Source organism: Rossellomorea vietnamensis NBRC 101237, assembly GCF_001591825.1.
GTDB lineage: Bacteria > Bacillota > Bacilli > Bacillales > Bacillaceae_B > Rossellomorea > Rossellomorea vietnamensis.
Genome location: NZ_BCVQ01000027.1, coordinates 39,587 through 51,937 on the forward strand (window position 1 = coordinate 39,587; position 12,351 = coordinate 51,937).

Sequence of the window (12,351 nt, forward strand, 5' to 3'; positions counted from 1 at the left end):
TCTTGAGTAACTGGATATAATTTGAAATAATTGGTAGTAAGAAGGGTGTGATTAGGTATGAAGAATTACAAAGCTATGCTATTTGATTTAGACGATACGTTACTCGATCGAAATCAGGCAGTGGATAACATATTTCATATCATGTTGAAAGAGTGTTATGGGAATGTAGAGGATATGTTGAAAACGGAGATGCTGCGTAAGTTCAAGGAGTATGATCATCATGGTTATGGCGTCAGTGATAAAACAGCTGTATTCCATTCTTTCTTTGATGAATTCCCACCGGTATACCGGTTGCCGGAGCCTCAAGAATTCTGGAATCAACAATTCCCACAATGTTTTTCGATTAGTGAGCATACCGTTAATCTAGTGAAGAGGGTCCAGGAGCATATGAAAGTGGCCATCATCACAAACGGCACCGTACATAGACAAAACGCAAAGATCATGAATTCCGGTTTACATAAATGTTTTGATGTTATCTTGATTTCCGAGGAAGTCGGATTGGAGAAACCGGATCAACGCATATTCCAATTGGCGCTTAATAAGCTTCAAGTCCAGCCTGAAGACGCATTATTCGTCGGGGATAATCTGGAGCTGGATGTGGGTGGGCCACAATGTGCTGGTCTTAAGGGTATATGGTTCAATCCAAGTGGAATGGAAAACGATTCTAATATAAAGCCAGATGAAGAGATTCAATCGTTGGATGAACTGTTACATTATCTTTCTCCTAAACAATTCACTTGATGAGGAGGCAATGCCTTGCGTATTCATTATCATCAGTTTCGCTCGTTACCCGAAGACCATATCATGAATGGAATGGTGACATTACACGGATCTATATTTGAAACATCGGACGATTTGATCATTAAAATGGCCAATAAGCCTGAAATATTAATAGATGTGGCGATGGAAGATTCCAGAATCATTGGATATAAAATAGGCTATGAGCTGGATCCCGATACCTTTTATAGCTGGTTGGGAGGCGTGGATCCGGACTACCGAAAACAGGGAATTGCGGCAGAGTTGATGAAACGGCAGCATCAAACGTTGAAGGAACTTGGGTTTATGGTGGTGCAAACGAAAACCATGAATAAATGGCGCAGTATGCTGATTCTCAATATCAAGAATGGTTTTGATGTCATTGATACGTATATAGATGCGAAAGGCTTGCATAAGATCATTCTGGAAAAGAAGTTATAGCAGAGCGGAGGGGATTCCATGCTAAACAGTTCACCTGCACATGAACCAATACCTGTGACAACAGATGCATCGACCATTAGATTTAAAACGCTATTAATCTATTTGACCATGTTGGCGCTCCCAGGTTATGTCATCAATCAATTGCCTCTTCAGAACTATGACGGACTGAAAGGACTCATTTGGTTTTTATATTTTATGCCCGTCACGCTGGGTTATAAGAATATCAGGACATTCATCGTGCCACTAATGAAAGTGGAAGTCTTCAAGAAACCAGGAACCTACCTATGGATTTTTCTCACTTTTATGCTTCCTTACGTATTATTGCACCTAAGTCTCCATTTTGAAGTACTGCTCGACAAATACTATATTTTTTACTTCAACAATCATATGCTTCATGCAAGCAGCTGGCGAGAGACGGTCGAGGTGGCGGTCCTGACACCGATCTCTGAAGAAATTATATTCAGGGGCATTTTGTTGACGGTCCTTTTAAAATTCGTAAAGCCATTATGGGCAGTCGGCATTACATCGATCTTATTTGGACTCATCCACCCATCGGAAATTTGGCTGTTCACTGTACTGGCTGGCTTCCTTTTAACGATGACCGCTTATAAAACGAAATCGATCCTGCCGGCGATGGTGGCTCATTCATTGTGGAATCTATATATGGTGCAGTTGTTTCTTTATTTTTAGATGCCAGCCATTAAAAAACGCTCAGAAAAAATGACTCTGAGCGTTCTTGTGATCATCTTGCCTGCTTCTGATTATATCCCTGTTCCCCATAAGGCTGCATTTTCTCCAACCACTTTTCCTCCAGCTCAGCCAGAGCTTCTTTCTCCGTAAGAAATGGATCATCATTTTTTTTCAATTTTTCCAGCACCTCAAAGGTAAAAGCGTCTTTGCCAAACTCATTCCATGCCGTTTGTAACGATTTACTAGTCGTGAATCCATTGTTATCGAGCATGAACTTAATCCCGTTCAAGGTCTTCAAGTTCTTCGTGCTTCCGATATACATTTTATTGTTTTGCTTGTTTGTAATTTGAAAGACACCGGCTTCAACCGGTGTTTCTTTGTATTGTTGTTTTAACTCCCGTTTTCGATCCATGGTACAGACCTCCCGTTTATTTTTTTGCCCAATACTGGCTTCCGTCGGATTTCCGGTCGAGTAAGCCGTATTCAATCATGTATCTCCTGATGAGAACGTAATCTTCATAAATGTCTTTTAGGACCCCGTTTAATTCTTTTTCATCGTACACATGGTCTTTTTTCAACTGTTTCGAAATCTCACGAAGGACGACGAGCCTTTGTTTTTCCTTTGGAGGGAATTTTGTCAATGTCCCGTCGGAGAAGTATTTCTTCAGTATGTGATCCTGTTCGTCCTGAGTGACGTTGTATCGTTCGTCTACCATGGTGGCGGTTTGATGAACGGGTACAAACGTCGGGGCGTTTTCATCTTTTTCTTTCAGTAACTCCATCATGGTCAGAAAGGTCTTGGCTTGACGCTCCTTTTCTTTTAAGGCAAAACGGTGATGCCGGATAGTGGACGCACTTCCGATCTCCAACTCTTCTTGAACTTCCTTATCATTTTTCCCTTGATAAAAGAGGGTCAATAAACGCTTTTGGTGATCGGTCAGACCCGTGAGCTTTTTATCCATCCCGATTAAATAATCGAACACAGAAATATGCCTACGGTCAATATGAACACCCATATATTTTTCTGCCAGGTAAAATCGATCTTCGTGTGGATAGACCATGCCTTTTTCAATACTCTCTCCGCATAAAAGACAAACAAATGCATCATCTTCTTCCATATAGCCTCTTTTCATTTCTTCCAAAGAGGCACTCCAAAACAGGTTGGAAAGTTCCATTTCTTCACACGTCCTACTCTTTTGTTGGTTATTATATAAACTATAATTAATTTCGTTGGTTAATTTATAAACATATTATATTTTCGTTTGGTTTTTGTCAACTGGGAGTTTTTTGTGAAAATAAAGGGAATTGATCATTTGAAGTAGAATCTAAACTTACAAGATCCATCGACTGGAGGTCAAAAACATGAAAGAACATATCGTTGACGTCATCCATCAAATCGAAATCGATCACGATGTAAAAGTTTTATTTGCCTGTGAATCCGGAAGCAGGGAGTGGGGGTTTCCTTCTAAAGACAGCGACTATGATGTCCGCTTCATTTATATCCATAAGCCAGACTGGTATTTATCAATTGATCAAAAGAGAGATGTGATCGAAGTTCCTGCGAGGGATTCCGTCTCGATTCCGATTGAGCCGTTGTTGGATATGAGCGGGTGGGAGCTGACGAAGGCACTGAGGTTATTCCGGAAATCGAATCCGCCTCTTCTCGAGTGGCTCCAATCAACGATTGTCTACTACCAGTCTTATTCCACCATTAATCAAATGAGGGAACTGGAGCAAAAGATCTTTTCCCCCGTTTCTTGTATGCATCATTATGTGAGCATGGCGAAGGGGAATTTTCGGGATGTAGTTAAGGGAGAGGAAGTAGGGGTCAAAAAGTATTTGAATGTGCTCCGTCCCCTGCTGGCTGCTAAATGGATCGAGAAATGTGATTCGGTCCCTCCTATTGATTTTCAAGAGCTGGTTGAAGAACTGGTGCCAGGGGGTGAATGGAAGGCTTCGTTCGAAGATTTGTTAAAACAAAAGAGAGCGGGAGAAGAGATCTATCTCGAACCGAGGCTCGATACCATCTATGAACATCTTCAAAAAGAAATCGAACATGTAGAAGCATATGCGAAGTCGATTAAAAAAGACAGTCCTGATCCAACGGCTGAATTGGATATGCTGTTCAGGGGTGCATTGAGGGAAGTGTGGGATGAAGAGTGGATGGAGTTGGGACAACGGGGATGGTGAAGATTATACAGCCACTGATCAGGGACTGGTTTTTGTTAAAAATGTAAAAAACCATAGGATAATAGGTCGGAAGGGTTCAAGATTACGTTAGACCCAAGAGTTCCAACCCTAATCATGGGGTTGGTGCTCCTTTTTGGTCGTAATGGTCTTGAAGAGAGAGGGGGAGAGGGATTAATTGCGTCATAATCGACGATGATTGCGTCTTTTTAAGAATAATTGCGTCATTTTCACTTTTATTGCGTCCTTTTCAAATTAATTGCGTTTTTTGCCAAATAACCCCATTAAGCCTCACCTCTAACTAACGCCGTCCTTCCCCCTTATTACTACCCCTATTAAACCAATACATAAGAAAAAACCCGAGAGTAAATCCACCACTCAATGTCAGGATCAAACCCATCTCATAATCCCCAAGTAGGAATAAGAACATAAATATAATGATCCCGACAACGAATGGAAAGTACCAGCGATTCATCGGAACGCCTCCTTGTTAATTTTTGTAATTTACACTTATGGTTTTTTTACCCAACTACAGGGATTATAATCTTTTAGTGTCATAGTATCTTATCTACAAACCCCACCTTACCAAACCACCCAAATAAGATTATAATGGTAATATCTTCTACCTCTATGTACAGGCATGAAGAGAGATCTCACGATAGAGGTGATTCCATGAAACTGACTTTCTTAAGCATTCTCCGTCTGGTCATGTTCACCATGATCAGTTACATCTATTATTCTTCTGTTGGTACACCATCAACGGCACAAACCATGTATGTGATCATAGCGGGAATCGGATTTATACTGAATCATTTTGTACTGGCGGCCACTCGAAATCAGACCTATTATCCCCTTGCCCTCGATTTCGTCCTCATTACAGGGTTTGTCTATTTTTATCCTGGATCGTCTCTGTATTTGATCCTGTTTGGGGTAAATGCAGTGACACTGTTCTTGTCTGCTAAAGATAACCAGGTCCTATGGGGCTTCAGCTTAACCTTTTTCATCATTTGGTTCAGCTCTATGTACTATACTTATCAAGTGACAGGCACATTTTCACTCTTGGAAAATCTCATCAATTTCAGCTTAATCGTATTCGAAGCAGTCGTCGGACGGCTTATACATAAACTGTTCCATGCACGGGCCAAAATTGAAACCCAGTACGGGGAACTGCAGGAGACCCATTCCGCGCTGACCGCGGCCCATGAGCAGCTGCATCATTATTCAAAGCAGGTGGAGGAGTTGACGCTGATCCGGGAACGGAATCGGATTTCCGGGGAAATCCATGATACGGTCGGCCATAAGATGACGGCGCTTCTCGTTCAGCTTCAAGTAGCGAAAGAGCTGATGGATTCACGCCCTGAAATGAGCAGACAGAAAATGGAGCTCTGTGAAGACCTGGCGAGGGAGACCCTTCAGGAGATCCGCCTGTCGGTCAGGACCTTGAAGGATCACGATCAGCCGCAATCCTTCATCACAACAGTCCGCAAACTGCTGGAGGATTATCAGGTGATGACGGGTCTCATCTCCAGTTTTACCGTTAAAGGGGATGTGACGACCATCCCAATCTCCATCCAGCTTGACCTGACCCGGGTCATACAGGAATCGATCACCAATGCCGTCCGACACGGGGAAGCAAAGGAATGCAGTGTCATGCTGGAAGTTTCTGAATCTGAGGTGGAAATCCGAATTCAGGATGACGGAAAAGGGTCGGCGGATATCAATCCCGGATTCGGCTTGAAGCATATGAGAGACAGAATTCATGAACATGGAGGGACCACCGTCTTTGAAAGTACGAAAGAAGGGTTCCGTGTGAAAGCAACGGTGCCGTTAATAGAGATGAAATGGCAAATGGGGGGATCATAATGGTCAGAATAGTAATCGTCGACGATCAGGAATTAATGAGGGACGGACTTGCCACGATCTTGGATTTGAGACAGAAAATCGAGGTGGCAGGGGTTGCGTCTAACGGGCAGGAAGCGTTTGAGAAAGCCGGGGAGCTCCGTCCGGACATCGTTCTAATGGATATCCGCATGCCAATTGCTAGCGGAGTGGAAGGAACAAAACTGATTACCACCAACTATCCCGACATTAAGGTCCTCATGCTCACTACTTTCAACGACAGCGAGCTCATTTTTGAAGCACTGGAAGAAGGGGCGAGTGGATACTTACTGAAAGATATGCCGACGGATGCCATCGTCCAGGCGATCATGACGGTTCAATCGGGGGGCATGGTGCTACCGAAAGAGCTGACGGCGGATATCGTAAGGGAAATGAGACGGAATCAGCCGGCAGAACAAATCCACACAGTCCCGGAAATCGTTAAGGAACTGACGGAACGGGAACTGGAGGTTCTTCAACAGCTCGGTCTCGGACTGAACAACAAGGAAATTGCGGAGAAACTGTATATATCCGAAGGCACCGTAAAGAATCATGTGTCCAATCTTATCAGCAAACTCGAGTTAAGGGACCGCACCCAGGCGGCGATCTTTGCCGTCCGCTATCACATCACACATTATTGAACCATGACTTTCAGCATAGTATCCCTATGAAATACAGCTATCAAAGCTGTATTTTTTTATGTTCAAATTCTATCGCAGGAGGGATTTGGAAAAGGAAGATCCCCGCTATACTTAAGCTATAGTCAATGAAAAAAGGGTGTGGCGATATGTTGGAAGTGAAAGAGCTGAAGAAAAGCTATGGAAAAAACGAGGTCGTGAAGAACGTATCCTTTAGTATCGAAAAGGGGGAGTCGTTCGGATTGCTGGGACCGAACGGAGCGGGGAAATCAACGACGATTTCCATGATTTGCGGACTTGTCCCGTATGATCATGGGGAAGTGCTCGTGGCCAGTCAATCGGTGAAACAATTTCCGTTGTTGGTTAAAAAGAAAATCGGGGTGGTCCCCCAGGAAATTGCCCTGTATCCAACGATGTCAGCAAGGGATAATCTGTTGTTTTGGGGGAAGATGTACGGTTTGACCGGAGCTCAGGCAAAGAAACGGGTGGAGGAAGTCCTCGAAATCGTGGGACTGAAGGAGCGGGGGAAAGATAGGGTTGAAACCTTCTCCGGAGGGATGAAGCGGAGAATCAACATCGGAGCCGCCTTGATGCACGAACCGGAATTATTGATCATGGATGAGCCGACGGTGGGGATCGATCCACAGTCGCGCAATCACATCCTTGAAACCGTCAAAGCACTCAATGAAAAAGGCATGACCATCATATACACGAGTCATTACATGGAGGAAGTGGAGTTCCTTTGTAATCGCGTCGGCATCATGGATCATGGGGAAGTGATTGCCCTCGGGACGAAGTCAGAATTGTGCAGCCGGCTAACGGGAAGCAGCTTCATTCAGATAAAGGTGGAAAATCTATCGGATGAGGCGAGGAAGGAGTTGGAAAAGGCGGGGGATATAGGACGAATCGCTTTTCAACAGGAAGCCGGCATCATCGAAGTATTTGCACCGAACCCGCAGGAAGCCGTGGCCGCGGTCATCACGTCAGCCGTCCATGCGGGATTGAAGATTGAATCCGTTGAAATTAAAGAATCAAATCTTGAGACGCTATTCCTGCAGCTGACAGGACGAACGTTACGGGATTAGGAGGAGATAGACATGAGCATGTTCACCATTGCATGGAAAGATATCAGGATCCGTCTCAAGGATCGGAAGTCCTTTATCACACTATTATTGATGCCGATCGTCCTGACAGCCATCCTCGGATCGGCCTTAAGCGGTGCTTTCAGTGAAAATGGATCGCTGCCAGAACTCACTGCAGGAGTCGTGGTTACCTCACAAGATGAGCTGACAGATCAATTCCTGCACGACACCCTGCAGGGAAAAGAATTGAAGGACAGTATCACTTTAAAAAATTATAAAACAGAATCCGATTTGCGGGACGCCATCGAGGAGGGGAAGGTGGATGGCGGCCTCGTCATCCCGGACGGTTGGGGAGACGGGATAGTGAACGGGGAAACCGTACCGGTCAAACTTTACAAAGATCCTGGTAAGGAGATTCAGTACACCATCCTTTCCACTATCACCGAATCCTTCACGAACCGCGTGGCTACGGTATCGGCGGCTACACGGACCATGGGTCAGGAGTTAGGATCGGCTGTGCCGGTGTCCAATCAGAATATCGATCTTTCCGCTGCCATGAAGGATCTATCAGAAAAACTTTCTACGATTGCAGATTCAAAGGAAAACGGGGTCATCACTCAAAAAGACGGCAAGGAGCCTCTTTCAGGCATGCAATACTATGCTGCTGCCATGGGTGTCATGTTCATTCTATTCAACACCACGATTGGGGCCAAAACCATCCTTCAGGAGCGGAATACCGATACATTGGCAAGGCTGATGGTCAGTCCGATTCGTCACTCATCCATTATGGGAGGGAAGTTTCTGGGTACCCTCTCGTTCACGATCCTCCAGTTCACGGTGTTCATCATCGCCACCCGGTTGTTATTTGGAGTGGACTGGGGCAGCAATGGATGGCAGCTTCTCCTGTTGGGCCTCGCGTACTCCGTTACGGTTTCGGGTCTTGCCATGTTGCTTGCGGGATTCCTTACGGATGAAAAAACAGCAGATTCCATCGGGGGAATCGGCGTGCAGGTCCTCGCCCTGCTTGGTGGTTCGATGATCCCACTGGCATCGTTCCCTGACGCCTTACAGAAGTTCGCCTCCATCGCCCCCAATAAGTGGGCCCTCGGCGGCTTTCTCGATATCATGAACGGAACGTCGTGGAATAGTCTTGTCCTGCCTGTCACCGTACTCGTACTGAGCGGCCTTCTGGCATTGTGGATTGGTTCATTGAAATTAAAGCTTAGATAAGGAGAGAAATAGGATGAGAAAAATCATCAGCATAGCCCGATTTGAAGTGAAACGACTTTTTCAAAATCGCCGTGCCTTTCTGCTGCTGTTCGGAATGCCCCTGTTATTCACCTTCATCTTCGGGGGAGTCATAACCGGAGACGGGGAATATAAGCCGGAGATTGCCGTAGTGGACGAAGACCAGACGGAGGCGTCACAGACCCTGATCAATGAAATGAAAGCAAGCGATTCTTTTACATTTACAAAAGGAAATAGCAAGAGAGTTGCCGAACAGTTCGACAACCAGGAAATAACGGGATATCTTTCGGTGGAAAAAGGATTCGAATCAACGCTTCAAAATGAGGGAACACCGGAAGTCGTCTTTGTTTCAGGACCTTCCTTCGAAGGGGCGGCACTTGTGGAACAGCTCATCAATGACAGCCTCGTGAAACAGAAGGTAAGTACAGCTGCTGCAAAATTTTATCAAGAGACAACGGGAGAAAGTCCGGCCCTCATCCAGGAGAAAATCTCGGATGAACGGACCTTGGTACCTGCAGCTGTTGAAACCGTCTCTGTTACGAAAAATGAAAATAGGCAATCGATGAACAATTTGACGGCGCGTTCAGCAGGCTTCACGATCATGTTCGTCATGATCGCCATGCTATCAAGCACCGGTATCCTACTCGAGGCGAGACAAAACGGGGTATGGTACCGGATGATGTCCACTCCTGCCACCAAAGTGGAAGTATTATGTGGATACATGCTGGCATTCTTCGTCATCGGCTGGATCCAATTCGGAATCTTGATGACTCTGTCAGAGAAGATTTTTCACATCGAATGGGGGAATATGTTCGCCAATATGATTCTCGTTTCAAGTCTGCTTCTCTGCAGCATCGGACTTGGACTTTTCCTTGCCGGATTCGTCAAAACGTCAGAACAGCAATCGGTCTTCGGGAACCTGATCATCATCTCCACCTGTATGATCGCCGGCGTCTACTGGCCGGTTGAAATCATGCCGGACTTTATTCAGCATATCTCAACTTTCCTTCCACAGTATTGGGGGATGGAAGGGTTTGCTGAGTTGACGGTAAGGGGCGGAGATATCACGGATATCGTTACACCTGTAGGGATCCTGCTCGGGTTTGCAGTTGTGTTTTTGATGGTTGGGTTGAGAAAAGTGAGGTTTGAATAGAAGGAACGAATCAAGAATAAGCCATGGCCCCATGGCTTATTCTATATCCTGATAACCAAGTAATCCCCGTTGGTCATCTGAACAACGTCAGCCTTTAATCCTTTTGCGATATCAACGGTCATCTCTTTTAATTCCTCAAGATCCTCACTGTATAGTAGAAGCGGTCCCCCGTTGATGACTCTGTCACGGTTTGACGTTAAGTAGGCTAGTATTTGATAAGGTGGTTTCATTGAATTTTCCCTGCCCAAGAAGCATCACCCTTTCAAGTTGGTTTTCATGACAGCATGAGATTTTTTTGTGCTTTCGAGTAATGGACATTTTTTGACGGCCTCAATGAACGCATCGATGTCGCGTTTGATCGGCACAAGGGTGATCATGACCTTGCCGTCTTCATAATCTTTTCTTGTAAACTGATACCGTTTGACCCCCAATGCCCGGCATGCTTCGAATAAGGCGGCCTGACGCTGACCGAAGTTATCAAGGTTGATCCTGAAATGATTTTCTTTCGGATAGATGACAACGGCCATTCCTTCTTCAGAAAACAGCTTCTCAGCATTGTCCGTACCAAGCAGGTTGCTGACATACATATCATCCACATACAAGGAGGAGTGTTTTACGACCACTTTGCCTTCTTTGACTTCTGCAATGTCGCCAATCGTTTTACCCTTGGTGAATCTCTGCAAATAGTAAAGAAGAGCAAAACCTATCAAGGCACCTCCGGCAATACAGATCCATAGATTCTCCGGATTGAAAGCGTTTTGGAGAATGGATATCGTAAGAGACGTGACGAGTGCGACGATAAAGGCAAGATAATTTCTGGCTTCGAATGTTTTGGCGATCCCGTCTATGTAGGCTTTCCCCCTGTAAGTGAATTCCGTTTCTTCCAAGTCGCTCAGGCTTTCTTTCTCCATCTTCCGGACATCCCTGAATTGCTGGAGGGCCAGGGTGAGGAACGTCACAGCTACGAAGTTTTTACTTAATAGTGCGGGAATGGCCACGGCTCCCAGTGCCGCTGCTACAAAACCCGTGATGATTTGAATGAAATAGCCATTCGGGTAGCTCGGATACTGTCTGAAGTCTTCTTTGATCGTCAGGATCCTTGCCATGGTTCCGATGATGATCGCGCTTGTTATGGTATAGAGTTCGTTTGCAGTCAATCCAGCAGATTCCATAGATCTCACCTCGATTCAATGGGTCTATCTGGATTAGTATGGGAAACGTGAATGTGAATTATGCGACGTGGTGGTGCGAAGACACAAGAAAGCCAGGCACTTAAATCTGCCTGGCTTTCTTCTTCTGATTAAAATAACTCACTGCCGTCATCCGGCTCAATAAAGCGACTGTCAGAATGGACAGGATCATGTGTACGGAGGACGTCACAGGGCTCAGTTCCTCTGTTTTTACCACAAATCCACCAAAGGTTGTCAAAATGGCTAGGAGGATCAAGAGTAAGGCAGATTTCCTCATCACGTTAAATCTTAATGCAAGGAAAACGGCATATCCGATGAAGAATAACGCAATCATACCGAGCAATCCGTGGATCACATAAGTGAAATTGGCAAGTTCCACATTCGTGTTTCTTACTTCAAACAGTAATTTGCTGAGTTGGAAATGTTTAAAGAGTGCGCCGATTAACACCTCGAGCATGAGTGCGGAAAACCCGATCACTAATGGCTTTTTCACTTCATTCAACTTCACGTTTCCAGTTCCTCTCTGTAATCCTTCATGAAGGAAAATAAGAGAGATTAATAGAAAGAGGCTGAACATGACATCGAGTGTCGTGAAACCGGTCGGTGTGCCAAGTAGGACATTCATCCCGCCAATCATCGCCTGAGTAAATAACAGAACCAATGACAGTAATGAGATGACTTTCACGGCTTTATCGGTTGTCTTTCTCCAGGCAATGATGGCGTTGATCAGAATGACCAGTCCGAGCAGTGTCGTGAATAACCGGTGAGAGTATTCGATTACGACACGATAATTGGTGATATCCGGAATGACTTTTCCGTTACAGATCGGCCAATCACTCCCGCAAGCATCACCTGAATGTGTCGCTACGACCAGGTTGCCGAGCACCAATGCAGCGATGGTGACGATGATCGTAAAGAATGAGAATCTATTTTTCATATCATTGGAGTCCTTTCGTGTTAGAATCAACATATATTGATATCTGTTCATATACTAACAGGATTGTGAGATGGAACACAATCGTTAAACGTCGATGTCACATAACGTTCATCTATCGTTAGAAAATATTGGAAAGAATATTAATGGTAGC

Annotated in this window: 15 protein-coding genes; 9 read left to right on the top strand and 6 right to left on the bottom strand. The window is 44.9% G+C overall.

Features of this window, described 5'->3' with window-relative positions; genetic code table 11:
• The first annotated feature begins 57 nt into the window (after positions 1 to 57).
• From BVI01S_RS14170 to BVI01S_RS14180, 3 genes are read left to right on the top strand one after another with little or no spacing between them, the layout of a single operon-like run.
• Positions 58 to 741 carry an HAD family hydrolase gene (locus tag BVI01S_RS14170; RefSeq protein ID WP_244886943.1) on the top strand — a complete coding sequence of 228 codons (684 nt, stop codon included), beginning with the start codon at positions 58 to 60 and terminating at the stop codon, positions 739 to 741.
• A 15-nt stretch (positions 742 to 756) separates the two neighbouring features.
• The gene (locus BVI01S_RS14175; protein WP_061810692.1) at positions 757 to 1,197 is read left to right on the top strand and encodes a GNAT family N-acetyltransferase; all 441 of its coding nucleotides are present in this window, start codon (positions 757 to 759) and stop codon (positions 1,195 to 1,197) included.
• Positions 1,198 to 1,215: 18 nt separating this feature from the next.
• The gene (locus BVI01S_RS14180) at positions 1,216 to 1,887 is read left to right on the top strand and encodes a CPBP family intramembrane glutamic endopeptidase (protein WP_034756277.1); all 672 of its coding nucleotides are present in this window, start codon (positions 1,216 to 1,218) and stop codon (positions 1,885 to 1,887) included.
• 52 nt (positions 1,888 to 1,939) lie between these two features.
• Here the strand turns inward: BVI01S_RS14180 and BVI01S_RS14185 are convergent, their stop codons facing one another.
• Positions 1,940 to 2,299: a GIY-YIG nuclease family protein gene (locus BVI01S_RS14185; protein WP_034756282.1), complete on the bottom strand. Its 360-nt coding sequence runs from the start codon at positions 2,297 to 2,299 to the stop codon at positions 1,940 to 1,942.
• Between the two features lie 16 nt (positions 2,300 to 2,315).
• Entirely contained in the window at positions 2,316 to 3,062 is a 747-nt protein-coding gene (locus BVI01S_RS14190) for a DUF2087 domain-containing protein (RefSeq protein WP_034756284.1), read from the bottom strand.
• 187 nt (positions 3,063 to 3,249) lie between these two features.
• On the opposite strand from BVI01S_RS14190, the gene BVI01S_RS14195 reads away from it, so the two are divergent.
• On the top strand, positions 3,250 to 4,077 hold the full coding sequence (locus tag BVI01S_RS14195; RefSeq protein WP_061810693.1) for a nucleotidyltransferase domain-containing protein: 828 nt from the start codon (positions 3,250 to 3,252) through the stop codon (positions 4,075 to 4,077).
• A gap of 298 nt (positions 4,078 to 4,375) precedes the next feature.
• On the opposite strand, the gene BVI01S_RS22575 is transcribed toward BVI01S_RS14195, so the two are convergent.
• Positions 4,376 to 4,549: a hypothetical protein gene (locus BVI01S_RS22575; RefSeq protein ID WP_156477337.1), complete on the bottom strand. Its 174-nt coding sequence runs from the start codon at positions 4,547 to 4,549 to the stop codon at positions 4,376 to 4,378.
• A 197-nt stretch (positions 4,550 to 4,746) separates the two neighbouring features.
• On the opposite strand from BVI01S_RS22575, the gene BVI01S_RS14200 reads away from it, so the two are divergent.
• The 5 genes from BVI01S_RS14200 to BVI01S_RS14220 all read left to right on the top strand — a co-directional run bounded on the left by BVI01S_RS14200 (position 4,747) and on the right by BVI01S_RS14220 (position 10,073).
• Complete coding sequence (locus tag BVI01S_RS14200) at positions 4,747 to 5,937, top strand: sensor histidine kinase (RefSeq protein WP_061810694.1); 1,191 nt, start codon at positions 4,747 to 4,749, stop codon at positions 5,935 to 5,937.
• Positions 5,937 to 6,593 carry a response regulator gene (locus tag BVI01S_RS14205; protein WP_061810695.1) on the top strand — a complete coding sequence of 219 codons (657 nt, stop codon included), beginning with the start codon at positions 5,937 to 5,939 and terminating at the stop codon, positions 6,591 to 6,593. Before BVI01S_RS14200 ends, BVI01S_RS14205 begins: the two co-directional genes overlap by 1 nt.
• Positions 6,594 to 6,739: 146 nt before the next feature.
• Positions 6,740 to 7,675, top strand: coding sequence for an ABC transporter ATP-binding protein (locus BVI01S_RS14210; protein ID WP_061810696.1), 936 nt, complete (start codon positions 6,740 to 6,742; stop codon positions 7,673 to 7,675).
• 12 nt (positions 7,676 to 7,687) lie between these two features.
• Complete coding sequence (locus BVI01S_RS14215; RefSeq protein ID WP_061810697.1) at positions 7,688 to 8,902, top strand: ABC transporter permease; 1,215 nt, start codon at positions 7,688 to 7,690, stop codon at positions 8,900 to 8,902.
• A 13-nt stretch (positions 8,903 to 8,915) separates the two neighbouring features.
• Positions 8,916 to 10,073, top strand: coding sequence for an ABC transporter permease (locus tag BVI01S_RS14220; RefSeq protein WP_034756296.1), 1,158 nt, complete (start codon positions 8,916 to 8,918; stop codon positions 10,071 to 10,073).
• Between the two features lie 41 nt (positions 10,074 to 10,114).
• On the opposite strand, the gene BVI01S_RS14225 is transcribed toward BVI01S_RS14220, so the two are convergent.
• The 3 genes from BVI01S_RS14225 to BVI01S_RS14235 form a co-directional block, all read right to left on the bottom strand.
• Positions 10,115 to 10,303 carry a capping complex subunit for YIEGIA gene (locus tag BVI01S_RS14225; RefSeq protein ID WP_034760392.1) on the bottom strand — a complete coding sequence of 63 codons (189 nt, stop codon included), beginning with the start codon at positions 10,301 to 10,303 and terminating at the stop codon, positions 10,115 to 10,117.
• Between the two features lie 24 nt (positions 10,304 to 10,327).
• Entirely contained in the window at positions 10,328 to 11,245 is a 918-nt protein-coding gene (locus BVI01S_RS14230; protein WP_061810698.1) for a YIEGIA family protein, read from the bottom strand.
• A gap of 100 nt (positions 11,246 to 11,345) precedes the next feature.
• Positions 11,346 to 12,200: a COX15/CtaA family protein gene (locus BVI01S_RS14235; RefSeq protein ID WP_034756300.1), complete on the bottom strand. Its 855-nt coding sequence runs from the start codon at positions 12,198 to 12,200 to the stop codon at positions 11,346 to 11,348.
• Positions 12,201 to 12,351 lie beyond the last annotated feature (151 nt).